Raw genomic sequence first — 22,582 nt, forward strand, 5'->3', positions numbered from 1 at the left:
GTCGCCGCCCAGCTAAACCGCCGGCCCCGCAAGCGCCTCGACTGGCAGACACCAGCCGAGGCACTCGACCAACTACTATCCGAACAAGCAGCATAGAGCCGTGTTGCGCTAGCCTCTTGGATCCGCCTGCGGGTTCGCCCTCCATAACGGTGTTCAATCGGGAGTCGGTCAGTTGCCGGCGAGCTTCTTGTACATCTGCCCGACGATCGGGGCCATGATCGCGCGTGGCGTGTAGTGGCCGGCCATGGACATGCCCTTGGACAGCAGCCCGGGGACCACGCGCATCTTGTTCTTCTCGAGCGCGTCGAGCGTGACCCGCGCGGTGTACTCGGTGTTGACCCACAGGAACTCGGGAACGACCTTCTCCACCGTGGAGCGATCCTCGGGATCGGGGAGTTCGGTGCGCACGGGGCCGGGGGCGAGCAGGGTGACGTGCACGCCGGTGTTCTTGAGCTCGCCGCGCAGCGACTCGGAGAAGGTGTTGGCGAAGGCCTTCGACGCGGCGTAGGTGGCGTTGTTCGGGATGGGCATGTTGCCGGCCGCGGAGCCGGTGATCATGATGCCGCCGTTGCCGCGCGCGACCATCTGCGGCAACACCGCCAGGGTCAGGTCGTGGACGGCGTTCGCGTTGAGCTCCAGCTGCGCGCGCTCGTAGTCGAAGTCCAGGTCGATGACGCGGCCGAAGGTCGCGGTACCGGCGTTGTTGCACAGGATGGAGATCTCGCGCGAGGCGAGCTCCTCGCAGAGCACGGCGCGGGCGGCGTGGTCGGAGAGGTCGACGCCGCGGACCTCGGCCTCGACGCCGAACTCGGCGCGCAGCTTCGCGGCCAGCTCCTCCATGGGGCCGGTGCTGCGGGCGACGAGGATGACCGAGTGGCCGCGGCGGGCGAGCTCCGTGGCGAGGGCGACACCGATGCCGGAGGAGCCGCCGGTGACGACGGCGCGGGCGGACTGATGGGGTGCGGGTACTGGCATGGGTCAGATCGTACGGGAGGGCACCCGTGGGTCGACATCGCGAAGATCGCACTGTGACCACCGTGGTCGCGTAGTGGCGCCGGGCGACTTCGCGCACGCTGGACCTGCGGATATGTGTTTCGAGTGGCGCCCACGGCGTACTGCAATTAGGTTAGCCTCGCCATTGTCGTGAGCTGAAGGTGGAAGACATGAACCGTTATGCGGCAGAGTCTGCGGTATGACCGCAGACATTCCCGAAGCCGCCCGCGCACTCCTCGATCAGGCTCTCGTCGTCGACCTGGCGACGGTGCGCCCCGACGGCGGCCCGCAGGTCAACCCTATGTGGTTCCTCTTCGAGGACGGGCTGATCTGGTTCACGCACACCGACTTCCGGCAGAAGTTCCGGAACATCCAGCATGAGCCGCGAGTGGCGATCTCGATCCTGCCCGAGGGGAATCCGTACAACTACTTGGAGATCCGGGGCGAGCTCGACCGAATCGAGCCCGACCCGACGGGTTATCTGTACACGCGTCTCGCGGAGCGGTACGGCCAGGGCTCGGTCGTGCCGCCGGATGCGGCGGATCGCGTCAAGATCGCGATCCGCCCCACCCGATTCAGCGGTAACGCCCTGAAGTAGGGCGCTACAGCGCCGCGGCCACCTCGGTGCCCTGCCGGATCGCTCGCTTGGCGTCCAGCTCGGCGGCCAGGGCGGCGCCGCCGATCACGTGCGTCTTCACGCCGCGGTCCGCGAGCGCCTCGTCGAGGTCGCGCACCGACTCCTGGCCGGTGCACAGGATCACGGTCTCGACGTCGAGCACGCGCGCGTCCTTGCGCTCCTCGCCGAAGGTGATGTGCAGGCCGGCGTCGTCGACCTTCTCGTAGTTGACGCCCTTGAGCTGCTCCACCCCCTTCATCTTCACCGTGGCGCGGTGCACCCAGCCCGTGGTCTTGCCGAGGCCGATGCCCTGCGGGGTGCTCTTGCGCTGCAGCATGTACACCTTGGACCGGGTCGACGGTGCGGGGACGGGCTTGGTGATGAACCCGGGCACGTCGCCCTGGCGGGTGACGCCCCACTCGGCGTTCCACTCGTCGAGGTGCAGGGTGGGGGACTTGTCGGTGGTGACGAACTCGGCCACGTCGAAGCCGATGCCGCCGGCGCCCATGATGGCGACGGTGTCGCCGATCTCCTTGGCGCCGCTGATCGCTTCGGCGTACGTGATCACCTTCGGGTGGTCCACGCCGGGGAAGGACGGTACGCGCGGCACGACGCCGGTCGCGATGATCACCTCGTCGAACTTGCCGGCCAGCGCCTCGACGTCGGCGCGCGTGTTCAGATGCACGGTCACCTGGTTCCGGTCCAACATGGTGGTGTAGTACCGGATGGTCTCGTTGAACTCCTCCTTGCCGGGGATCTTCGCGGCGTACCCGAACTGTCCGCCGATCTTCTCCGAGGCCTCGAACAGCTCGACCCTGTGCCCGCACTCGGCGGCGCTGACGGCGGCGGCGAGGCCCGCCGGACCGGCGCCGACCACGGCCACGTGTTTCGCCGAACGGGTAGGCGCCAGAACGAGATCCGTTTCGCGACCCGCTCGGGGGTTCACCAGGCAGGAGACCTTCTTGTGCACGAAGGCGTGGTCCAGGCAGGCCTGGTTGCAGCCGATGCAGGTGTTGATCTCGTCGGCCCGCTCGTCGCGCGCCTTGTTCGCCCACTCGGGGTCGGCGAGGAGGGGGCGGGCGATCTGGACCAGCTGCGCGTCGCCGCGCTCGAGCAGTTCCTCGGCGGTGCCGGGCATGTTGATCCGGTTGGCGGCGCAGACGGGGATGTTCACGGCGCGGGTCACATCCGCGGTGAACGCGGCGAACGCCGCCCGCGGTACCGAGGTCACGATGGTGGGCACCCGGGCCTCGTGCCAGCCGATGTCGGTGTTGAGGATGTCCACGCCGGCGGCCTCGAGCTTGTGCGCCAGGGAGAGGATCTCGTCGCGGGTCTGGCCGTCGGGAACGAAGTCCGCCATCGACAGCCGGAACACGACGATGAAGTCCTTACCGCACCGCTTCCGGATCTCCTTGACGATCTCGACCGGGAACCGCTGCCGGTTCTCGGCGGAGCCGCCCCACTCGTCGGTGCGCTTGTTGGTGTGTGCAGCGAGGAACTGGTTGATCAGGTAGCCCTCGCCGCCCATCACCTCGACGCCGTCGTAGCCGGCCTTCTGCGCGGTGCGCGCGGCGTTGCCGAAGTCGCGGATGGTCTTTCGGACCTCGAAGCCCGACATCGCGCGGGGCTTGAACGGGTTGATCGGCGCCTTGATCGCGCTGGCGGAGGCGCTGAGCGGGTTGTACGAGTAGCGGCCCGCGTGCAGCAGCTGCATCGCGATCTTGCCGCCCTCCTTGTGCACCGCGTCGGTCACCCGCTTGTGCAGGAGGGAATCGATCGGCGACGACATCTTCGCGCCGGCGGGCAGCAGCCAGCCGGTGATGTTGGGGGAGTAGCCGCCGGTGATGATGAGGCCGACGCCGCCCTTGGCGCGTGCCGCGAAGTAGGCCGCGAGCTTGCCGATGTCCCAGGGCATGTCCTCGAGCCCGGTGTGCATGGAGCCCATGACGACGCGGTTCTTGAGCGTCGTGTGGCCCAGGTCGAGCGGCTCGAACAGATGGGGGTACTTGGCTGACATGGCTGATCCTTAATCCGCTGATTCAGAGCTGTGGCTGGGCAGGGCACGGAGAACCTCGTCGAGCCAGTCGACGGTGCCCTGTTCGGAGAGCACGCCGCCGCGCAGTACGAGGTACTGCTGCAGCTGTGTGCCCGTGAGGGTGGCAGGGGTGGGGTAGTCGCGGGTCTCCAGGGTGCGGAAGAGTTCCGCCCGCTCGGCGTGCAGGTCCCGGACGCGCCGGACCTCGTTCGCCAGGTAGGGCAGGTCCGACGGTGCCGCACCCCGGATTCGGGTGGCCAGCTCGCGCCGGTCCGGCGAATCCTTGCCCGGCGTGCGGATCCATTCCGACAGGGCCTTCCGCCCGGTGTCGGTGATCGAGTAGACCTTCTTGTCCGGCTTGCCGTCCTGTGCCTGTTCGACGTAGGTGACGAGGCCGTCCTCGGTCATCCGCGCCAGCGTCTTGTAGATCTGCTGGTGCGAGGCCTGCCACCAGTGCCCGATCGAGCGGTCGAAGCGCCGGGTGAGCTGATATCCGGTGCCCGATCGTTCGCTCAGGGAGACGAGCAGTGCATGTTCGAGGGCCACGCCGCCGACGCTACCGTCGCCTCGGAACTTATGCAACTAATTGCAGTGCGTGTTGATGCACAGGTCAGCTCCACGTGACCTTGCCGATAGGATGACCACCGCACCACCAGCCTCCGTAGCTCAGTTGGATAGAGCAAGAGCCTTCTAATCTCTAGGTCGCAGGTTCGATTCCTGCCGGGGGCGCACAGGCTCACGTTCGGATCACCGTCGCGGTACGGCGCGAAACGCGCAGAAGTGCGACTAACACGCACAAGAGTGCGCTGTGAACCCCATCACCCCCATGCTTCTCGTGTTATCCCGATCACTCACTCACGAGGAGAAACCCCATGTTGACAGTCCTGGGACTGACCATGGTCGCGGCGTTCATGGTCGTCATCATGACCCGCCGCGCGACGCCCATCGTCGCGCTGATCGCCGTTCCGGTGGTCTTCGGCCTGCTCGCGGGGGCGGGCACGGGCATCGGCAAGATGATCACCGACGGCATCAAGGATCTCGCCCCCACCGCGGCCATGCTGTTCTTCGCGATCATCTTCTTCGGGGTGATGATCGACGTCGGCCTGTTCGACCCGGTCATCCGCGCCGTGGTCCGCGTCGTCGGCGAGGACCCGGCCAAGCTCGTACTCGGCACGGGTGTCCTGGCCGCCGTCGTCTCGCTCGACGGTGACGGCTCCACGACCTTCATCGTCACCACGACCGCGCTGCTTCCGTTGTACCTCAAGCTCGGCGTCAGCCCCGTCGTGCTCACGGTGGTGGCGGGCCTGGCGAACGGCACCATGAACATCCTCCCCTGGGGCGGCCCCACCGCCCGCGCCGCCGCCGCGCTGAAGATCTCACCGTCCGAGGTGTTCGTGCCGATGATCCCGTCGCTGATCGCGGGTATGGTCGTGGTTCTCGCCTTCGCCTGGCATCTCGGGCTCATGGAGCGCAAGCGTCTGGGCAGCATCGTGATCCGTGATCGGGTCCTCTCCGGCGTGGGCTCCGGGGGCGGGGGCGGCACCGTCGGCGGTGATGCGGGCACCGGCGGGCCCGACGAGGATTCCTCGGGCACCAAGGACGGCGCGCTGACGGCGGCCCTCGGCGTGCACGGCAACCCGAAGCTCCTGTGGTTCAACGCCGCGATCACCATCGCGCTGCTCGCGGTGCTCGCGCTGGACCTGCTGCCGATCCCGGTGCTGTTCATGATCGCCGCCGCGATCGCGCTGGCCGTGAACTTCCCCAGGGTGGCGGAGCAGCAGGAGGCCATCACGCGGCACTCGAAGTCGATCGTCTCGGTGGTCGGAATGGTCTTCGCCGCAGCAGTTCTGACCGGCGTCTTCAAGGGAACCGGCATGGTGGAGTCGGTGGCCGCCTGGGTCACGGGCATCATCCCCACGTCGATGGGGCCGCACCTGGCAGTGATCACCGGCATCCTCTCGATCCCGTTCACCTTCCTGATGTCCAACGACGCCTTCTACTTCGGTGTCCTGCCGGTGCTCTCGGAGACGGCGGGCCACTACGGGATCAGCGCCGCCGAGATGGCCCGGGCCTCGATCACCGGTCAGCCCTTCCACATGCAGAGCCCGTTGGTCCCGGCCATCCTGCTGCTCGTCGCGCTGGCGGGTGTCGGACTCGCCGATCACCACAAGAAGGTGCTGTGGCGCGCGGTCGTCGTCTCGCTCGTGATGCTGGTCGTCGGAGTCCTCGTCGGCCAGATCCCGTTCTGAGCACGGATCGGATGACTAGGCTGAGGCGATGCCCAGGATCCGGCTGCGGACGCAGATCCTCCTGCTTCAGGTGGTGATCATCATCGTCAGCCTGGCGGCCGGATTCGGCATCGTGCTGCACCGTGTGGACGCGAACACCCGTACCGAGTACGGGCACCGGGCGGAGGCGATCGCCGAGACGGTCGCCTCCGACACCGATGTCCGGGCCGGCGCCGCAGCGCAGTCCGCGGCCCGGCGCGCGGGCCGTCCGGCCACGCAGGCCGAACTCGCCGCCGCACCGCTGCAGCGCCAGGCGGTCGCGATCACCCAGCGCACGGGAGTGCTGTTCGTGGTCATCGCCGATGACGCCGGCTACCGGATCGCCCACCCCGACCCGTCCCAGCTGGGTGCGCCGCTCAGCACCGACCCGTCGACCGTGCTCGGCGGTGACGTCGAACTCACCCTGCAGCGCGGAACCCTCGGCGACTCGGTCCGCGCCAAGGCCCCGGTCCTCGGTCCCGACGGGAAGGTCGTGGGTCTGGTCAGTGTCGGGATCTCCACCGAGACGGTCGCCGAGGCGGCGCGCCGCACCCTGCTCCTGCTGGCGGCGGTCGCGGCTCTCGCGCTCGCCGTCGGGATCATCGGCTCGGGGCTGCTGGCCCGACGGTGGCGGCGCCTGACACTGGGACTCGAGCCGGAGGAGATGGCGGAGCTGATCCGGGAACAGAGCGCCGTCCTGTACTCGGGCTCGGAGGGCGTCATCGCCATCGACGCCACGGGGATCGTCCGCGTCATCAACGACCGCGCCCGCGAACTGCTCGGCGTGACCGCCGAGGCGGGCACTCCGCTACCGGAACTGGGCCTCTCGGAACGGGTCTCGGCCGTCGTGGCGGCTCCCACCGAGACGCCCGTCGCGGCCGCGGTGAACGAGCGCGTCGTCCTCGTCGCCGCTCGTCGTGTGCACCGCGGCGAGACGGATCTGGGCACCGTCCTCACCGCGGTCGACCGGACCGATGTCGAGGCGCTCACCCGCGAGCTGGACTCCGTGCAGGCCATGAGTTCCGCGCTGCGCGCGCAACGGCACGAGGCGGCCAATCGCGTGCACGTCGTCGCCGGGCTGCTCCGCGACGGCCGCACCGACGAGGCCATCGCCTATCTCGACGAGATCTCCGGTCCGGCCGGGGTCCTGCCGGTGTCCGGGCTCGATCGCCTCGACGAGCCGCACTTGCAGGCCTTCGTCTCGGCCAAGGCCGCGCGGGCCCGTGAGCGGGGCGTGGTGCTGCGGGTCGGCGCAGACACCGCACTGGTCGGCGTGCTCACGCACCCCGTCGACACCACCACCCTCGTGGGCAATCTGCTCGACAACGCCATCGACGCCGCCGCGGACGGCGGCGAGCCCCGGGAGGTGGAGATCGACGTGCTGCGCGACGGCGACGACCTCGCGATCATCGTCGCCGACAGCGGGCCGGGATTCACCGTCGACGATCCCTTCGTGGAGGGCGTCAGCACCCGCACCGATCCGACGGTGCCCGGCGGGCGCGGTCTCGGCCTGGCGATCGCGCGGCAGGTGGCGCGCGGGCACGGGGGAGAGGTCACCGTCGTCGGGCGCGGCGGCACCGCCGCGGACGAGCCCACCACCGTCATGGCGACCCTGCCGCAGGGGGTGCGCGACGATGCCTCGTGACCTACGGATCCTCGTGGTGGACGAAGACTTCCGGGTGGCCGCGTTGCACGCCAAGATCGTGGACACCATGGTCGGGCTCACCACGGTGGGCTCCGCTCGGACGCTGTCGGAGGCGCGCGCGATCCTGGAGCGCGAGCGGATCGACCTGGCGCTGGTCGACGTCTACCTCCCCGACGGCTCGGGCATCGACCTGGTCCGCGAGATGCGCTGCGACGCGTTCATCCTCGGTGCCGCCGACGATGCGGCCGGTGTGCGCGCGGGCTTCGCCGCGGGCGCCCTGCAGTACCTCATCAAGCCCTTTCCGGCGACGGAGCTCGCGCGACGGCTCGGCGCGTACACGGCCTACCGGCGGATTCTCGACGGTCCCGAGGTCACCCAGGACCAGGTCGACGCCGCCGCGTCGGTGCTGCGCAGCGACCGCCCGGCCCCGCGCCGCGACGACGGCGGCTCGGTCACCGAGCGGCGCATCGTCGAGGCGCTGCGGGCGGCGGAGGGGCCGCTGCTGGCCGACGACATCGCAGGCCAGGTGGGGATCTCACCGGCGACCGCGCGCCGCTACCTCGCCGACCTGGTGCGGGACGGGACGCTGACGATGGCGCTGCAGTACGGCGCCACCGGGCGCCCGCGGCAGCGATATGCGCTGAGCTGAGCCCGTTTCCGCCCAGTGCGAGGCCCCTCGCCGAACCCCTCGGCCGCGTATGGCTGACGCCTGAGCGTCAGTCCTTCGGGCGGTTGTCGACCAGCCGGCGTGCCTTGCCGACGGTGCGCTCGATGCCGCCCGGGGGGAGAACGTCGACCTCGACCGAGATGCCGATCGTGTCCTTGATGATCCTGGTCAGGGTGCTGCCGGCGGTCTCGTCGACGGGGCGGTCGTGACGGTTCTCGACCCGCACGGTGAGCCGGTCCATGCGCTCGGGACGGTCCAGCACGCACTGGAACTGGGGTGCGAGGGAATCGATCCCGAGGATCAGCTCCTCGATCTGGGTCGGGAACACGTTGACTCCGCGCAGGATCATCATGTCGTCGGTGCGGCCGGTGACCTTCTCCATCCGCCGCATGGTGCGGGCGGTCCCGGGGAGCAGGCGGGTGAGATCCCGCGTGCGGTACCGGATGATCGGCGTCGCCTGCTTGGTGAGCGAGGTGAAGACCAGCTCGCCGTGCTCGCCGTCCGGCAGCACCTCACCGGTCATCGGGTCGATGACCTCGGGGTAGAAGTGGTCCTCCCAGATGTGCAGGCCGTCCTTCGTCTCGACGCACTCCATCGCGACGCCCGGTCCGATCACCTCGGACAGGCCGTAGATGTCGACGGCGTCGATGCCCACCTCCTGCTCGAGCTCGGCGCGCATCCGGTCGGTCCACGGCTCGGCGCCGAAGACGCCTGTGCGCAGCGAGGTCGCGCGGGGATCGACGCCCATGGCCAGCATGGTGTCGACGATCGTGAGCATGTAGCTCGGGGTCACCATGATCGCGTCGGGCTCGAAGTCCTGGATCAGTTGGATCTGCTTCTCCGTCTGTCCGCCCGACATGGGGATCACCGTGGCGCCCAGCCGTTCGGCGCCGTAGTGCGCGCCGAGGCCTCCGGTGAACAGGCCGTAGCCATAGGCGACGTGGACCCGGTCGCCCGCGCGGACGCCGGCCGCGCGGAGCGATCTGGCGACCACGTCCGCCCACGTGCTGATGTCCTCGGCGGTGTAGCCCACCACGGTGGGGCGGCCGGTGGTGCCGGAGGAGGCATGGATCCGCGAGACCCGTTCGCGCGGCACGGCGAACATGCCGAACGGGTAGTTCTCGCGCAGGTCCGCCTTCGTCGTGAAGGGGAACTTGGCGAGGTCGGCGAGCTCCTTGAGGTCGGACGGGTGCACCCCCGCCTCGTCGAAGGCGCGGCGGTAGTGGGGCACGTTCTCGTAGGCGTGGGTGACCGACCACTGCATGCGCTCGAGCTGCAGGGCGGAGATCCGGTCGCGGGTGGCGAACTCGATGTCGTCGGTGGGAACGGTCGATGTCATGGTTGGCTTCCTCGGGCTGGAAAGGCGGGGAGGTCGGGCGTCAGGCGTCGAAGTCGACGGTGACGGTGTCGCTGGTCGGGTACGTCTGGCAGGTCAGGACGAAGCCGGCGGCCACCTCGTCGTCCTCGAGGGCGTAGTTGCGTCGCATGTCGACGGTGCCGCACAGCACCTTCGCGCGGCAGGTTCCGCACACGCCCCCCTTGCAGGCGAAGGGCAGGTCGGGGCGGAAGTTCTCGGCACCGTCGAGCAGGGTGTCGTCCTGGGCGATCGTGCCGGTGGCGCTCCGCCCGTCGAGGACGACGGTGACGGCGCTGCTCGGGCCGGTGATGCCCGGCTCGCGGTGCTTCTCCTGGGGCGGCGGGGTGCCGTCGTCGACGTAGAACAGCTCGCGATGGATCGCGCTGCGCGCCACACCGAGTTCGGCGAGCACGGCCTCCGAGTCGGTGACCATGCCGTGCGGGCCGCACAGCCAGAAGTGGTCGACATCGCCGGTCGGCACCACGGTGAGCAGCAGCTCGCGGAGCCGCTCGGCGTCGACCCGGCCGGTGAACAGCTCGACATCGCGGGGCTCGCGGGAGAGGACGTGGATCACGTCGAGTCGGTCGTGGTAGCGGTCCTTGAGATCGGCGATCTCGTCGGCGAACATCACCGACCGCGTGCGCCGGTTGCTGTAGATGAGGATCACGCGCGCAGCGGGATTGGCGAGGACGGTGCCGGCGATGGACAGCATCGGCGTGATGCCGGAGCCCGCCGCGATCAGCACGTGCACGCCACCCGCGTCGGGGTCGGCGGCGAAACTGCCGGTGGGGCCCTGCACCTCGATGGTGTCGCCGGCGCGGACCCGCCGAACCAGCCACGAGGAGAAGAGACCGTCGGTGACCTCGCGGACGCCGACCCGAGGCCGGTCGCCGACGGGTGCGCAGATCGAGTACGACCGGCGATGTTCGACCCCGTCGATCATCCGGCGCAGCGTGAGCGACTGCCCGGCGGCGAAGGCGAACTCGTCGGCCAGTTCGCCCGGGACGTCGAAGGTGACGGCCACCGCGTCGTCGCACAGTGGCTCGACGTCGGCGACGGTGAGCGCGTGGAACGCGCGACCCCGGGCGGGGGTGGGGGCGACGGCGGTCATCAGATCTCCTTGACGTGGTCGAAGGGCTCGTGGCAGTCCAGGCAGCGGTACAGCGCCTTGCAGGGGGTCGTGCTGAACTCGGAGTCGAGACGGGTGGCGTCGGATCCGCAGGCGGGGCAGGCGATCCGACGGGGACGGGCCCGCAGGGTCAGGGGGACGGGGCCGTCGCCGCGACGGGGCGCGGGGCCCGGCGTCGAATACCCGGCGGCGCGGAGCTTCGCACGGCCGGAGTCGGTGATCCAGTCGGTGGTCCAGGCCGGGGACAGGGCGGTGTCGATGACGACCTCCCCGTATCCGGCGGCGTGCAGCGCGTACTCGATGTCGGCCCGGATGGTCCCCATCGCGGGGCAGCCGGAGTAGGTGGGGGTGATGGTCACGCGGACGGCGCCGTCCGCGTTCTGGAACACCTCGCGGACGATGCCCAGGTCCGCGAGGGTGACCTGCGGCATCTCGGGGTCGAGCACCGCGCCCACCACGGCGAGCGGCGTGCGCGACTGCATGGCCTGCACGGTCACCACGTCCCTTCGGGATGTGCGCGGGCGACGGACTGCATCTCCGCGAGGATGCGGCTGAGCTCCTCGGTGTGCAGGCCCTGGCGGCCGGCTCGGCCGCCCACCCGGGCGACGCCCGGGGCATCGGGGATCGGTAGCCCGGCCGCGCCGAAGGTCAGCTCCATGACTGCGTCGAACTCGGCGCGCAGCTCGCGCGGGTCGATGCCGATCCCGGACGCGGCGAGCGCGAGCTCCTCGGCGGACGGCTCGAACAGCTCGGGGACGTAGGGCCAGACCCGGGCGATGGCCGCCTCGATGCGGCGGCGGGACTCGTCGGTGCCCTGCGCGAGGGTGAGCACCCACCGCGCGGCGTAGTCGCGGTGATAGGTGATCTCCTTGACCCCCTTGGCGGCCACAGCGGCGAGCACCGGGTCGCGGGAGCCGCGGAGGCGGTCGAACAGGGCCAGGCGGGCCGTCGCGAAGACCAGCAGGCGCACCGTCGACACGGCGAAATCGCCGTTGTCCAGCTCGACGAGCCGGACGTTGCGGAACGCCGAGTCGTCGCGGAAGAAGGCGAGCGCGTCCTCGGCGGGAACCGGCGAGGAGTCCGAGATGACCGGCACCACTGAGGGATCGGCGGCCGCGGCGCGGGCCAGCAGGAGCCGGGCCTGGCCGATCAGGTCGAGCCCGACGTTGGCGAGCGCGACCTCCTCCTCCAGCTCGGGTGCGCGGGTGCTCCATTCGGCCAGTCGCTGCGCGGAGATCAGCGCATCGTCGCCGAGCATGAGGCAGTACACCGCGAGAGTGTGCGGGTCGACGTCGTCGGGCACCGTCGTATCCACCCCGGCGAGGGGCTCGTCGAAGCTGGTGCCGAAGGCCCACTGTCCGTGGGAGTCCGAGTCGACGAGACTCTCGTAGGCGTTGTCGTGATCGATCATGGCTGTGAATCCTGTTCGCGGGCTGAGCGAGTGGGCTGCGGTGACCGGAGGTCGCGGGTCACATGTGGGGCACGTTCTCGGGGATCTCGTAGAAGGTCGGGTGGCGGTAGACCTTGTCGCCGCTGGGGGCGAAGAACGGATCCTTCTCGGACGGGCTGGAGGCCACCACATCGGTGGAGCGGACCACCCAGATGCTCACGCCCTCGTTGCGGCGGGTGTACACGTCGCGGGCGTTGCGCAACGCCATCTCGGCGTCGGCGGCGTGCAGGGAGCCTACGTGCACGTGGTTGAGTCCGCGCTTGCCGCGCAGGAACACCTCGTACAGCGGCCAGTCGATGCGGGTCTGCTCGGTCATGTCTACTCCTGCTCCGATGTGGTGGTGTCCGCTGCGGCGGTCCGGGCGGCGAAGGCCGCGGCGGCCTCCCGCACCCAGGCCCCGTTCTCGTGGGCGGCGCGACGGTTCGCGATCCGCTCGACGCTGGTGGCACCGTTGCCCTTGACGACCTGCATGAACTCGTCCCAGTCCGGCTCGCCGAAGTCGTGGGCGCCGCGCTCGGCGTTCCACCGCAGGTCCGGGTCCGGGAAGGTGACTCCGAGGATCTCGGCCTGCGGCACCGACATGTCGACGAAGCGCTGCCGCAGCTCGTCGTTCGTGTGCCGCTTGATCCGCCAGGCCATCGACTGCGCCGAGTTGGGGGAGCGGTCGTCGGGCGGGCCGAACATCATCAGCGCGGGCCACCACCAGCGGTTCACGGACTCCTGCACCATGTCCCGTTGCGCCTGTGTGCCGGACATCATCGTCATGAGCAGCTCGAAGCCCTGCCGCTGGTGGAAGGACTCCTCCTTGCACACCCGGATCATCGCGCGGCCGTACGGACCGTACGAGCTGCGGCACAGCGGCACCTGGTTGCAGATGGCGGCACCGTCGACCAGCCAGCCGATGACCCCCACGTCCGCGAAGGACAGGGTCGGGTAGTTGAAGATCGACGAGTACTTCTGGCGGCCCTCGATGAGGTTGTCGGTGAGCTCGGCGCGATCAACACCGAGGGTCTCCGTCGCGGAGTACAGGTAGAGCCCGTGGCCCGCCTCGTCCTGCACCTTCGCCATGAGGATCGCCTTGCGGCGCAGCGACGGTGCGCGGGTGAGCCAGTTGCCCTCGGGCTGCATGCCGATGATCTCGGAGTGCGCGTGCTGGGCGATCTGCCGGATCAGGGTCTTGCGGTACCCGTCCGGCATCCAGTCCCGCGGCTCGATGCGCTGGTCGGACTGGATGATCCGCTCGAACTCGGTCTCCAGTTCGATGATGGTCTCCGTCATGGCTGTACCTTCCGTGCGGCCGGGTCAGCGACCGGTGAACTCGGGGCGGCGCTTGGCGAGGAAGGCCTCGACCGCGCCGCGGTGGTCGGAGGTGGTGGCGAGCGGCCCGGCGGCTGCGCGCTCGCGCTCGAGGGCATCGTCGAGCGGTGGGAGCGAGGCGGCGACGAGCGACTTCACCGCTGCGAACGCCGCGGTGGGTCCGGCGGCGAGCCGGCGCGCGACGGCCTCGGCGGTGGCTGCGGCCTCGTCGTCGGCCGCGACCTGGGCGATGAGGCCCCAGTCGAGGGCCTGCGCGGCCGAGATCTTGGTGCCGAGCAGGATGAACGCCCGCGTGCGGACGGCGCCGATGGCGTCGACGAGCGTGCGGGTCAGGCCCGAGTCGGACGCCAGGCCGATGGCGGTGAAGGCCGTCGCGAAGCTCGCACTCTCGGCGGCGACGACCACGTCGGCGGCGAGCGCGAGGCCGAGGCCCGCACCGACGCACGCGCCCTGCACGGCGGCGACGACGGGGACCTCGAGCCCGGCGATGCCGGAGATCAGGGGGTTGTAGTGCTCGGCGACGGTGTCCATGGCCCGGTCCGGCGCGGTGCCGAGCGCGTCCGCGTGCTCGCCGAGGTCCTGTCCGACGCAGAAGTTGCGGCCCTCGGCCCGGATCAGCACGGCCCGGACGGTGTCGTCGGCGGCGATCGCCCGGACACCGTCGAGCAGCGCGGTCTTGAGCGGGAGGTCCAGCGCGTTGGCGGCCTGCGGGCGGTTCAGCGTGAGCACGGCGAGGCCGTCGGTCACGGTGACGGTGGCGGAATCCATGCCTACTCCTTCGATGTCGGGTTTCGGTGGGTCAGGACCAGGTGTGGAAGCCGCGGCCGGTCTTACGGCCGAGGTCACCGCGGGCGACCATGTCGCGCAGCAACTGCGGCGGTTCGAACCGCTGGCCCAGAGTGGCGGCGAGGTGCTCCGCGATGGCGAGCCGCACGTCCAGGCCGACCAGGTCGGTGGAGCGCAGCGGGCCCATCGGGTGGCGGTAGCCCAGCTCCATGGCCCGGTCGATGGACTCCGCATCGGCGACGCCGTCCTCGAGCATGCGGATCGCCTCCAGGCCCAGGCACACTCCGAGCCGGCTGGTGGCGAAGCCGGGGGAGTCGTTGACGAGCACCTCCTGCTTCCCCAGGAGTCGCACCCACTCGCGGACCCGCTCGACCACGGTGTCGTCGGTGGCATCGGTGCGGATGACCTCGACCAGGGTCGACGCCGGCACCGGGTTGAAGAAGTGCATGCCCACCAGGCGTGTCGGGTCGTCGAGCGCCGCCGCGAGGGAGGCGATCGACAGGGAGCTCGTGTTGCTGGCGATGACGCAGCCGCCGTGCACCGCGTCCTGGACTCGGTGCAGCACGCCGAGCTTGAGATCGATGATCTCGGGGACGGCCTCGACGACGAGGTCGGCGTCCGCGGGCAGGTCCTCGATCGCGGCGACGACGGTGACCCGCGCGGCCACGTCCTCCGGGGTCCGACCGCCCAGCTTGTCGCGCTCGGCCGCGCGCTGCAGGCCGGTGGTGACCCGGGTCAGCGCGGCATCCCGGTCGCCGCTCTCGGCGATCGTGACGGAGGCGCCGAGTGCGGCGAAGACCTGTGCGATGCCCGCGCCCATCCGGCCCCCGCCGATGACGCCGACCTTCGACGGTGTTGCGGTCATCGGCGGTTCCTCTTCTCCAGGAAGGCGGTCATGCGGTCACGCTTGTCCGCCGTCTCGAACAGGACGGCCTGGGCGATGTCCTCGATCCGGGCGGTCCCGTCCACGACGGCCTTGGTCAGGCGCAGGGCCAACGGCGCGGACGCGACGATGCGATCGATCACGCGGTGGGCGGCCGCGAGGTGCTCGCCCGCGGGGACGACGTCCATGACGAGTCCGTAGCGGCGCGCGGCCTCCGCGTCGAGCGTGCGTCCCGCGAGGAGCACCTGCTTGGCCACCGACTGTCCGATCAGGGACGGGAGGCGGTACGTGGCCCCGGCGGCCGCGAGGATGCCGAGCCCGGGCTCGGGGTTGCCGAACACCGCGGTCTCGGTGGCGATCCGGATGTCACAGGCGTAGGCGAGCTCGGCTCCGCCGCCGAGCGCGTAGCCGCTGATCGCGGCGACGGTCGGCAGGGGGAGTGCGGCGAACCGGTCGAACAGGGTGCGGTTGATGCCCGAGAGGGCCTCGTCGCGGCCGCGTTCGCGGAGCTCGCCGATGTCCGCGCCGCCGGCGAAGTGCTCTCCCGCGCCGGTGAGCAGCACGGGTGCCGGGGCCGCCTCGACGATGCCGCAGACGGTGTGCAGCTCGGCGATCATGGCCGCGTCGATGGCATTGCGTGCCGCGGGGCGGTCGAGTGTCACGACGTACCGGTCGTCGGTGCGCTCGACGGTGACGGTCTGCAGGTCGGTGGCGACCGGCGGAAGGGTCTCGCTCATGCAACTCCCTCGGGCTGGGCTGTGGCGAAATAATAACCGATCGTTCGGTAGGTAACAAGGTCTTGATGCGACCGCGGGGCGGGGTGGGAGAATCTGCGCATGAGCGCAACGCCTGTTCGACGCCGCACCGGCTCGCCGGGGCGCCCCGGCTACGACCTGGACTCCCTGCTGGCGGTCGCCGTCCGGGTGTTCAACGAGCGCGGCTACGACGCGACCAGCATGGACGTGCTGGCCAAGAACCTCGGCCTGACGAAGTCGTCGATCTATCATCACGTCGCCGGCAAGGAGGAACTGCTCGAGCTCGCCCTCAACCGCGCCCTCAGCGGTCTGTTCGCGGTCACCACTGAGGCCGGCGCCACGACGGGGCGCGCCGTCGACCGTCTCGAACACGTGCTGCGGCGCAGCGTGGACGTGCTGGTGGCGGAGCTGCCCTATGTCACGCTGCTGTTGCGGGTGCGCGGCAATTCCGAGGTCGAACGCCGGGCGCTCGCGCGGCGCCGTGAGTTCGACGCCGTCGTCGCGGAGCTGGTGACCGGAGCCGTCGCCGAGGGCGATGTGCGCGCGGACGCCGATCCGTCGGTGACCAGCCGCCTGCTGTTCGGCATGGTCAACTCGCTGGTCGAGTGGTATCGCCCCAAGCCGGATCATCCGGTCGGGGAGGTCGCGGACGCGCTCGTCGCGATCGCGTTCGACGGGCTGCGCCGGAGCTGAGCCGCCCGACGCCGGGGGCTTGACACGGACGGCCGTCCCGGGCCACCCTGATTACCGACCGAACATACGGTAATAGGGAGCGTGTCATGGACAGCAGGATGGTGGAGAGCTACGCGCTCGGACGGTGGCACCGCGCCACGGACGAGGGCCGCGCGGTGGTCAGCCCCGTCGACGGTGCCGAGGTCGCACGGGTCTCGTCGACGGGGCTCGACGTCTCCGCGATGGCCGCGTACGCCCGGGAGACGGGCGGGCCCGCGCTCGCCGCGCTCACCTTCCACGAGCGGGCCGCCGCCCTCAAGGCGCTGGGCCTGACGCTCATGGCCGGCAAGGCCGAGTTCTACGCCGAGTCGGCGCGGACCGGCGCGACGGAGCGGGACTCCGGTGTCGACATCGACGGCGGCTTCGGCACCCTGCTCAGCTACGCCAGTAAGGCCAAGCGCGAGCTGCCGAACGCCACCGTGCACCTGGACGGTCCCGTCGAGCAGCTCGGCAAGAAGGGCACCTTCCTCGCCCGCCACGTGTTCACATCGCGGCGCGGTGTCGCGGTGCAGATCAATGCCTACAACTTCCCCGTATGGGGCTTCCTCGAGAAGCTCGCGCCCGCCTTCCTGGCCGGCGTCCCGAGCATCGTCAAGCCCGCCACCCAGACCGCCTACCTCACCGAGTCGGTGTTCCGCCGGATCATCGAATCCGGGCTCCTGCCCGAAGGATCCGTGCAGCTGCTGTGCGGTGACCCGGCCCCGCTGCTCGACAGCCTGGGCGGGCAGGACTCCGTCGCCTTCACCGGGTCCGCGCACACCGCGGCGAAGCTCCGCGCGCATCCCGTCCTCGTCGAGCGCAGCGTGCACTTCACCGCCGAGGCGGACTCGCTCAACGCCTCCGTCCTCGGCGCCGACGTCACCACCGACGCCCCCGAGTTCGATCTGTACATCAAGCAGCTCACCACTGAGATGACCGTCAAGGCCGGCCAGAAGTGCACCGCCATCCGTCGCGCGCTCGTGCCCGAGTCGATGGTCGACGCCGTCGTCGAGGCGGCCCGCGCCCGGCTCGAGCGCGTCGTCGTCGGCGCGCCGGGCGCCGAGGGCGTCACCATGGGCCCGGTCGTCTCCCTCTCCCAACGCACCGATGTGCTCGCCGCCGTGGACAAGCTCCGCGGCGCCGCCGAGCTGGTGGTGGGTGACCCGGACGATTTCGCCGTGGTCGGCGGTGACGCGGAGACGGGTGCGTACCTGCCGCCGATGCTGCTGCGCAGCACCGACCCCGAGGCCCCCGGCGTGCACGAGATCGAGGCCTTCGGTCCGGTGGCCACCGTCATCGGCTACCGCGACACCGCACACGCGGTCGAGCTGGTCGCCCGCGGCGGCGGCAGTCTCGTCGCCTCGCTCGTCACCGCGGACCCGCAGCTGGCCCGCGAGGTCCTGCTCGGCATCGCCCCGTTCCACGGGCGGCTCCTGGTGCTCAACGCCGAGGACGCGCGGGAGTCCACCGGCCACGGTTCGCCGCTGCCCGTACTCGTGCACGGCGGTCCCGGCCGTGCCGGGGGCGGCGAGGAACTCGGTGGCATCCGCGGCGTCCTGCACCACATGCAGCGCACCGCGATCCAGGGCACCCCGGCCGTGCTCGCCGCGACCACCGGGCAATGGGTCACCGGAGCGCCCCGGACCGAGGGCGACGAGCACCCGTTCCGTAAGTCCCTGGCGGAGCTGAAGATCGGTGACACCATCGTCGGCGGGCCGCGTACCGTCCGCCTGGCGGACATCGGCCACTTCGCGGAGTTCACCGGCGACACCTTCTACGCCCACACCGATCCTGAGGCGGCCGCCGCCAACCCGTTGTTCGGCGGCATCGTCGCGCACGGCTACCTCGTGGTCTCCCTCGCCGCCGGCCTGTTCGTCGACCCCGCGCCGGGCCCCGTGCTGGCGAACTTCGGCGTCGACTCCCTGCGCTTTCTGACCCCGGTGCGTGCGGACGACTCGCTCACGGTGACCCTGACGGCGAAGCAGATCACCCCGCGCAGTGGCGCCGACTACGGCGAGGTGCGCTGGGACGCCGTGGTCACCAACCAGGACGATTCGCCGGTCGCCACTTACGACGTGCTCACGCTGGTGGCCAAGACCCGGGACGGCGGCGAGCCGGCATGAGTGCGGCGGTGGTGGGCGGCGATTGCGAGCCCGCGCGTTCGATGTTCGCCGCGGACAACGCCTCCCGGGCCCTCGGGATCGAGATCGTGGACCTGCACCCAGGAGTCGCGACCACGACGGTGACGGTGGGGGAGACGATGGTCAACGGCCACGGGATCACCCACGGCGGCTATGTCTTCCTGCTCGCGGACACCACCTTCGCCCTCGCCTGCAATTCACGGGGCGATGCCGCCGTCGCCGCGCGGGCGGACATCCGGTTCCTGCGCGCGACGCGGCTCGGCGACGTGCTGACCGCGACGGCGGTCGAACGGGAGCGGTTCGGCCGCAACGGTCTCTACGACGTGACGGTGCGCCGCGGTGGCGAGGTGATCGCGGAGTTCCGCGGCGACAGCCGGACCATCCCGTCCGGCGGCTGACCGAAGAACTCAGCCGGCGGCGGTGCCGGGGTTCGCCCCGTCGATCAGCTGACGATGTCCTTGGTCCGGAAGCCGCGGACGGCGAGGGCGAACAGGACGATGGCGATGCTCACCGACAGGGAGATCCCCTGCGCCATCGCGGCCCACTCGATGTGCGGCTGTAGCAGGTCCGTCCACGCGAACTGCCAGTGCGCGGGGAGCGCCGCCCGCAGGCCGCCGAGTGCGGTCACCTGGTCGAGCACGCTGCCGATCACCGTCAGGCCGACGGCCCCGCCCACCGCGGCCAGGGGCGCGTCGGTGCGGGTCGAGAGCCACAGCGCGAGACCGGCGGTGGCCAGCTCGGAGCCGATGATGAAGGCCGCCGCCAGCAGCAGCCGCCACAGTGCCTCCCCGGCGGGCATCGCCGGCCCCGTCGGGGCCTGCAGCGGTCCCCAGCCGTAGGCGAGGGTGCCCGCGCCGAGCGCCACGGCCACGAGGAGGGCGACCGAACCGACGGACAGGATCAGTGCGACGATCGCCTTCGTGACCAACAGGCGCGTGCGGGGCACGGGAGCGGCCAACAGGTACCGCAGCGAGGACCAGTCCGCCTCGGACGCCACGGCATCGCCGAAGAACAGGGCCACGGGGATGACCAGCAGGAACCCGGTTCCGGCTGCGAGTACCGTCGCGGTGAGGTTCAGTCCCGATGCGGTCGCGACGTCGAACATCGAGGGACGCCCGCTGCTGCGGCCGTTGTCGTCGGAGCCCACGGCGAGGGCGACGATCAGGATGATCGGCAGCGCCGCGAGCAACCCGGCCATCACCAGGGTGCGCCGGCGTCGCACCTGCCGGGCGAGCTCGACGCGCACCGTCAGCGTGCGTGCCGGGGAGTAGGCCGGGGCCGCACCGTGATCGGCTCGCGCCCGCGAGGTCGCCGGATCGTTCGTGGTCGTCATTCGTCGCCGCCCGTCAGCTGGAGGAACGCGTCTTCGAGGGTGCGGGAGGCCCCGCCGTCGCCGGTCTGGACGATCTCGTCGACCGTGCCGGCGGCGATCAATCGGCCCCGCCTCAGCACCACGACGTGGGTGCAGGTCTGCTCGACCTCGGCCAGGAGGTGGCTCGAGACGATCACGGTGCGCCCGGTCGCCCCGTACCGGACGATGGCATCGCGCATCTCCCGGATCTGCGAGGGGTCGAGGCCGTTCGTCGGCTCGTCGAGCACCAGCACGTCGGGCAGGCCGAGCATGGCCTGCGCGATCGCGAGCCGCTGGCGCATGCCCTGCGAATAGGTGCGCACCGAGCGGTCGAGGGCGGAACCGAGATCGGCGATCGCGAGCGCCTCCTCGATGTGCGCGTCGTCGGCGGGGCGGCCGGTGGCCCGCCAGTACAGGTCGAGGTTGGCCCGGCCGGACAGGTGCGGCAGGAAGCCGGCGCCCTCCACGAACGCGCCGACCCGGGAGAGCACCGGTGCACCCGGCCTGATCGGGTGGCCGAACACCTGGATCGTGCCCTCGTCGGGCGTGATCAGGCCCATCAGCATCCGCAGCGTCGTCGTCTTGCCGGCGCCGTTCGGCCCGAGCAGGCCGAGGACCTGACCCCGTTCGACGCGGAAGGTCACGTCCTGCACGCTGTAGCCGTCGCCGCCGGCGTACTTCTTGGACAGGCCCGTCACCTGGAGGGCCACGTCGGCGAGCTCCGGATCGGCGGGCCCGACGGTGCGCCGCCGCCGCACGGTCAGCAGCGCTGCCGCGACGACGAGCGCCACGATCGGCAGCAACCACACCCACGTGGGCAGGGGCAGCGGCGCGGTCCTCAGGCCCGGCACCTCGGGCACCGTCAGCGGGCTCGTGGCCGCGATCGTGTAGGTCGCGGGCGCGGACGGAGAGAGGTAGGCGAGGTCGGTGGTCGCGAGCGCGACGCGCATCCGGTGCCCGGCCGCGAACTCGTGGTCGATCGTGGGCAGGCGGACGGTCGTCGTGGCGGTGCCACCGGAGAGTGGGATGCGGATCGGGGCGGCGAGCTGCTGGGGCAGCACCTGCGACCCGTCGGGGCCCACGTCGTAGAGCTTGGCGAAGAGCACTGCGTCGGGCGCGGGGGAGTCGACCTTGATCGTCACCGTCGGGGTTCCGGTGACGGTGACCGGGTCGGCGAGCGGAGCGGAGTCGAACACCGCGGCCTGCGTCGGCAGGTCCCGGGAGAGCCCGCCCGACCCGAGTGCTGCGGCGGTGGACGCGAGGGCCCCGAGCCCGGGGACTCCGGAGATCGACGGCGGCGTGCCGCCGGCCGGGTTCTCGGCGGTCCGCGGCGCACCGTCGAGCCCGATGGTGCGTGTGAGGCTCCCGGAGAGCCCGGGGTAGGAGTCGGTGCTCGACGAGCGCACCGTGCGCTCGCCGGTCTCGGTGTCGACGCCGCCGGCGCGCGAGACCTGGAAGGCGGGAAGGGCGGGCGCGTCCGCGCCCTTGAGGTATCGGTCGAACCACTCCACGGTGCGGGCGTCGACCCGCGCGTCCTCGGCGCTGCCGGCGTCGTGCCCGCCCGCGATCCAGTCGACCGCGACCGGGGCGCCGTTGGCGGAGATGCGTTTCGCGGCCTCGTCGGCGTGTTCCAGCGGGAAGAGCGAGTCCAGCTCGCCCTGCGCGAGGTAGGTGGGTACGCGGATGTCCGCCCCGACCGATACGGGGCTGCGTGCGGCGAGCAGGGCGCGGTCGGCGTCGGTGAGCGCGCCGCCCTGCGCGATCCGCGTGTACATCTCGCAGACCGCGGGCTCGAACCGCGCGCAGCCGCCGCCCGTCGTGAACAGGATTCCCGCCCACTGCTTCTTGTAGACCCCGCCCGGGAACAGCGCCTGCTCGAGGTTCCAGTACGTGATCCGCGGGGCGATCGCGTCGACCCGCCTGTCGTGGCCGGCCAGCAACAGGGCCAGCGCGCCGCCGTAGCTGCCGCCCGCGACGCCCACGCGCGGGTCGCCGGGTGCGTCCCGGCGCACCTCGGAGCGCGTCGCGAGCCAGTCGAGGAGCTTGCGCGCGTCCGCTACCTCGGAGTCGGGGGAGTCGAGTCCCACGAGCCCCGTCGACTTCCCGAATCCGCGGGCCGTGTACGTCAGGACGGCGTAGCCGTGCCGGGCCAGCTGTTCGGCCTCGCCGCGCACGTCGTCCTTGGACCCGCCGAAGCCGTGGGCGAGGAGCACCGCCGGCGCGGGCCCGCCACCGTCGGGCCGGAAGAAGGAGGTGTCCAGGCGCACCCCCGCCCCGTCGAGCATCTGGTCCGTCCGCTGGACCGACGGTGCGCCGCTCCGTCCGGCGAGGCCCCATGCGGCGAACGCGGCCAGGATGATCACGACGGCGGCGAGGGCCGCTCCGATGAGGAGGGGGCGCGCGGCGGCGCCGCGCAGAGCGCGAGGTGGGGGCACCCGACCAGAATATGTGCGCTCGTCCGTCGCCGCCGCTGCCGGGA

21 protein-coding genes and 1 tRNA gene are annotated in these 22,582 nt (G+C 71.0%); 8 read left to right on the forward strand and 14 right to left on the reverse strand.

The window, feature by feature from the left end; translation table 11 throughout:
* Nucleotides 1–168: 168 nt before the first annotated feature.
* A complete protein-coding gene (gene cmrA, locus HF999_RS04895) occupies nucleotides 169–975 on the reverse strand; it encodes a mycolate reductase (protein WP_168544794.1) in 807 nt (268 codons plus the stop codon).
* A 217-nt stretch (nucleotides 976–1,192) separates the two neighbouring features.
* On the opposite strand from cmrA, the gene HF999_RS04900 reads away from it, so the two are divergent.
* Entirely contained in the window at nucleotides 1,193–1,591 is a 399-nt protein-coding gene (locus HF999_RS04900) for a PPOX class F420-dependent oxidoreductase (protein ID WP_168544795.1), read from the forward strand.
* Nucleotides 1,592–1,595: 4 nt separating this feature from the next.
* Here the strand turns inward: HF999_RS04900 and HF999_RS04905 are convergent, their stop codons facing one another.
* Together HF999_RS04905 and HF999_RS04910 are read right to left on the reverse strand one after the other, a co-directional pair.
* Nucleotides 1,596–3,626, reverse strand: coding sequence for an NADPH-dependent 2,4-dienoyl-CoA reductase (locus HF999_RS04905; protein WP_168544796.1), 2,031 nt, complete (start codon nucleotides 3,624–3,626; stop codon nucleotides 1,596–1,598).
* Between the two features lie 9 nt (nucleotides 3,627–3,635).
* Nucleotides 3,636–4,190 (reverse strand): PadR family transcriptional regulator, encoded by a 555-nt coding sequence (locus tag HF999_RS04910; RefSeq protein WP_168544797.1) that lies wholly within the window; start codon nucleotides 4,188–4,190, stop codon nucleotides 3,636–3,638.
* A 109-nt stretch (nucleotides 4,191–4,299) separates the two neighbouring features.
* On the opposite strand from HF999_RS04910, the gene HF999_RS04915 reads away from it, so the two are divergent.
* The 4 genes from HF999_RS04915 to HF999_RS04930 all read left to right on the forward strand — a co-directional run bounded on the left by HF999_RS04915 (nucleotide 4,300) and on the right by HF999_RS04930 (nucleotide 8,205).
* Nucleotides 4,300–4,373: transfer RNA gene (locus HF999_RS04915), tRNA-Arg, on the forward strand.
* A 143-nt stretch (nucleotides 4,374–4,516) separates the two neighbouring features.
* Complete coding sequence (locus HF999_RS04920) at nucleotides 4,517–5,893, forward strand: CitMHS family transporter (RefSeq protein ID WP_168544798.1); 1,377 nt, start codon at nucleotides 4,517–4,519, stop codon at nucleotides 5,891–5,893.
* A gap of 28 nt (nucleotides 5,894–5,921) precedes the next feature.
* Nucleotides 5,922–7,556 (forward strand): sensor histidine kinase, encoded by a 1,635-nt coding sequence (locus tag HF999_RS04925; protein WP_168544799.1) that lies wholly within the window; start codon nucleotides 5,922–5,924, stop codon nucleotides 7,554–7,556.
* Nucleotides 7,546–8,205 carry a response regulator gene (locus HF999_RS04930; protein WP_168544800.1) on the forward strand — a complete coding sequence of 220 codons (660 nt, stop codon included), beginning with the start codon at nucleotides 7,546–7,548 and terminating at the stop codon, nucleotides 8,203–8,205. The genes HF999_RS04925 and HF999_RS04930 overlap by 11 nt, the downstream gene beginning before the upstream one ends.
* Before the next feature lie 67 nt (nucleotides 8,206–8,272).
* Here HF999_RS04930 and paaK read toward each other — a convergent pair whose 3' ends face one another.
* The 9 genes from paaK to HF999_RS04975 are packed head-to-tail and all read right to left on the reverse strand — an operon-like array spanning nucleotide 8,273 to nucleotide 15,882.
* Nucleotides 8,273–9,562, reverse strand: a complete 1,290-nt coding sequence (gene paaK, locus HF999_RS04935; RefSeq protein ID WP_168544801.1) for a phenylacetate--CoA ligase PaaK — start codon at nucleotides 9,560–9,562, stop codon at nucleotides 8,273–8,275.
* Between the two features lie 40 nt (nucleotides 9,563–9,602).
* Complete coding sequence (gene paaE, locus HF999_RS04940; RefSeq protein ID WP_246207295.1) at nucleotides 9,603–10,694, reverse strand: 1,2-phenylacetyl-CoA epoxidase subunit PaaE; 1,092 nt, start codon at nucleotides 10,692–10,694, stop codon at nucleotides 9,603–9,605.
* Nucleotides 10,691–11,191, reverse strand: a complete 501-nt coding sequence (paaD, locus tag HF999_RS04945) for a 1,2-phenylacetyl-CoA epoxidase subunit PaaD (RefSeq protein WP_168544944.1) — start codon at nucleotides 11,189–11,191, stop codon at nucleotides 10,691–10,693. The genes paaE and paaD overlap by 4 nt, the downstream gene beginning before the upstream one ends.
* Before the next feature lie 11 nt (nucleotides 11,192–11,202).
* On the reverse strand, nucleotides 11,203–12,120 hold the full coding sequence (gene paaC, locus HF999_RS04950) for a 1,2-phenylacetyl-CoA epoxidase subunit PaaC (RefSeq protein ID WP_168544803.1): 918 nt from the start codon (nucleotides 12,118–12,120) through the stop codon (nucleotides 11,203–11,205).
* Nucleotides 12,121–12,178: 58 nt separating this feature from the next.
* On the reverse strand, nucleotides 12,179–12,475 hold the full coding sequence (gene paaB, locus HF999_RS04955; RefSeq protein WP_168544804.1) for a 1,2-phenylacetyl-CoA epoxidase subunit PaaB: 297 nt from the start codon (nucleotides 12,473–12,475) through the stop codon (nucleotides 12,179–12,181).
* A gap of 2 nt (nucleotides 12,476–12,477) precedes the next feature.
* Nucleotides 12,478–13,437 (reverse strand): 1,2-phenylacetyl-CoA epoxidase subunit PaaA, encoded by a 960-nt coding sequence (gene paaA / locus HF999_RS04960; RefSeq protein ID WP_168544805.1) that lies wholly within the window; start codon nucleotides 13,435–13,437, stop codon nucleotides 12,478–12,480.
* Between the two features lie 24 nt (nucleotides 13,438–13,461).
* Nucleotides 13,462–14,244, reverse strand: a complete 783-nt coding sequence (locus tag HF999_RS04965) for an enoyl-CoA hydratase-related protein (RefSeq protein WP_168544806.1) — start codon at nucleotides 14,242–14,244, stop codon at nucleotides 13,462–13,464.
* Nucleotides 14,245–14,275: 31 nt separating this feature from the next.
* On the reverse strand, nucleotides 14,276–15,127 hold the full coding sequence (locus tag HF999_RS04970; protein WP_168544807.1) for a 3-hydroxyacyl-CoA dehydrogenase family protein: 852 nt from the start codon (nucleotides 15,125–15,127) through the stop codon (nucleotides 14,276–14,278).
* Nucleotides 15,124–15,882: an enoyl-CoA hydratase/isomerase family protein gene (locus tag HF999_RS04975; protein WP_376766476.1), complete on the reverse strand. Its 759-nt coding sequence runs from the start codon at nucleotides 15,880–15,882 to the stop codon at nucleotides 15,124–15,126. The genes HF999_RS04970 and HF999_RS04975 overlap by 4 nt, the downstream gene beginning before the upstream one ends.
* Nucleotides 15,883–15,981: 99 nt before the next feature.
* On the opposite strand from HF999_RS04975, the gene HF999_RS04980 reads away from it, so the two are divergent.
* The 3 genes from HF999_RS04980 (at nucleotide 15,982) to paaI (ending at nucleotide 19,150) form a co-directional block, all read left to right on the forward strand.
* Complete coding sequence (locus HF999_RS04980; RefSeq protein ID WP_168544808.1) at nucleotides 15,982–16,593, forward strand: TetR/AcrR family transcriptional regulator; 612 nt, start codon at nucleotides 15,982–15,984, stop codon at nucleotides 16,591–16,593.
* 86 nt (nucleotides 16,594–16,679) lie between these two features.
* The gene (gene paaZ / locus HF999_RS04985) at nucleotides 16,680–18,734 is read left to right on the forward strand and encodes a phenylacetic acid degradation bifunctional protein PaaZ (RefSeq protein WP_168544809.1); all 2,055 of its coding nucleotides are present in this window, start codon (nucleotides 16,680–16,682) and stop codon (nucleotides 18,732–18,734) included.
* Entirely contained in the window at nucleotides 18,731–19,150 is a 420-nt protein-coding gene (gene paaI / locus HF999_RS04990) for a hydroxyphenylacetyl-CoA thioesterase PaaI (protein ID WP_246207276.1), read from the forward strand. Before paaZ ends, paaI begins: the two co-directional genes overlap by 4 nt.
* Before the next feature lie 44 nt (nucleotides 19,151–19,194).
* Here the strand turns inward: paaI and HF999_RS04995 are convergent, their stop codons facing one another.
* Both HF999_RS04995 and HF999_RS05000 read right to left on the reverse strand, forming a co-directional pair.
* Nucleotides 19,195–20,085: an ABC transporter permease gene (locus HF999_RS04995; protein WP_168544810.1), complete on the reverse strand. Its 891-nt coding sequence runs from the start codon at nucleotides 20,083–20,085 to the stop codon at nucleotides 19,195–19,197.
* Entirely contained in the window at nucleotides 20,082–22,538 is a 2,457-nt protein-coding gene (locus tag HF999_RS05000) for an alpha/beta fold hydrolase (RefSeq protein WP_312854020.1), read from the reverse strand. The genes HF999_RS04995 and HF999_RS05000 overlap by 4 nt, the downstream gene beginning before the upstream one ends.
* Nucleotides 22,539–22,582: the final 44 nt, after the last annotated feature.

The sequence above is a fragment of the Tsukamurella spumae genome (genome assembly GCF_012396015.1).
Taxonomy (GTDB): Bacteria; Actinomycetota; Actinomycetes; order Mycobacteriales; family Mycobacteriaceae; genus Tsukamurella; species Tsukamurella spumae.

Excerpts from the sequence above, each read along its gene's own strand:
- cmrA (WP_168544794.1), bottom strand. The coding sequence starts at position 975 with ATGCCAGTACCCGCACCCCATCAGTCCGCCCGCGCCGTCGTCACCGGC.
- HF999_RS04900 (WP_168544795.1), top strand. The coding sequence starts at position 1,193 with ATGACCGCAGACATTCCCGAAGCCGCCCGCGCACTCCTCGATCAGGCT.
- HF999_RS04905 (WP_168544796.1), bottom strand. The coding sequence starts at position 3,626 with ATGTCAGCCAAGTACCCCCATCTGTTCGAGCCGCTCGACCTGGGCCAC.
- HF999_RS04920 (WP_168544798.1), top strand. The coding sequence starts at position 4,517 with ATGTTGACAGTCCTGGGACTGACCATGGTCGCGGCGTTCATGGTCGTC.
- HF999_RS04925 (WP_168544799.1), top strand. The coding sequence starts at position 5,922 with ATGCCCAGGATCCGGCTGCGGACGCAGATCCTCCTGCTTCAGGTGGTG.
- HF999_RS04930 (WP_168544800.1), top strand. The coding sequence starts at position 7,546 with ATGCCTCGTGACCTACGGATCCTCGTGGTGGACGAAGACTTCCGGGTG.
- paaK (WP_168544801.1), bottom strand. The coding sequence starts at position 9,562 with ATGACATCGACCGTTCCCACCGACGACATCGAGTTCGCCACCCGCGAC.
- paaD (WP_168544944.1), bottom strand. The coding sequence starts at position 11,191 with ATGCAGTCGCGCACGCCGCTCGCCGTGGTGGGCGCGGTGCTCGACCCC.
- paaC (WP_168544803.1), bottom strand. The coding sequence starts at position 12,120 with ATGATCGATCACGACAACGCCTACGAGAGTCTCGTCGACTCGGACTCC.
- paaB (WP_168544804.1), bottom strand. The coding sequence starts at position 12,475 with ATGACCGAGCAGACCCGCATCGACTGGCCGCTGTACGAGGTGTTCCTG.
- paaA (WP_168544805.1), bottom strand. The coding sequence starts at position 13,437 with ATGACGGAGACCATCATCGAACTGGAGACCGAGTTCGAGCGGATCATC.
- HF999_RS04965 (WP_168544806.1), bottom strand. The coding sequence starts at position 14,244 with ATGGATTCCGCCACCGTCACCGTGACCGACGGCCTCGCCGTGCTCACG.
- HF999_RS04970 (WP_168544807.1), bottom strand. The coding sequence starts at position 15,127 with ATGACCGCAACACCGTCGAAGGTCGGCGTCATCGGCGGGGGCCGGATG.
- HF999_RS04975 (WP_376766476.1), bottom strand. The coding sequence starts at position 15,882 with ATGAGCGAGACCCTTCCGCCGGTCGCCACCGACCTGCAGACCGTCACC.
- HF999_RS04980 (WP_168544808.1), top strand. The coding sequence starts at position 15,982 with ATGAGCGCAACGCCTGTTCGACGCCGCACCGGCTCGCCGGGGCGCCCC.
- paaZ (WP_168544809.1), top strand. The coding sequence starts at position 16,680 with ATGGACAGCAGGATGGTGGAGAGCTACGCGCTCGGACGGTGGCACCGC.
- paaI (WP_246207276.1), top strand. The coding sequence starts at position 18,731 with ATGAGTGCGGCGGTGGTGGGCGGCGATTGCGAGCCCGCGCGTTCGATG.
- HF999_RS04995 (WP_168544810.1), bottom strand. The coding sequence starts at position 20,085 with ATGACGACCACGAACGATCCGGCGACCTCGCGGGCGCGAGCCGATCAC.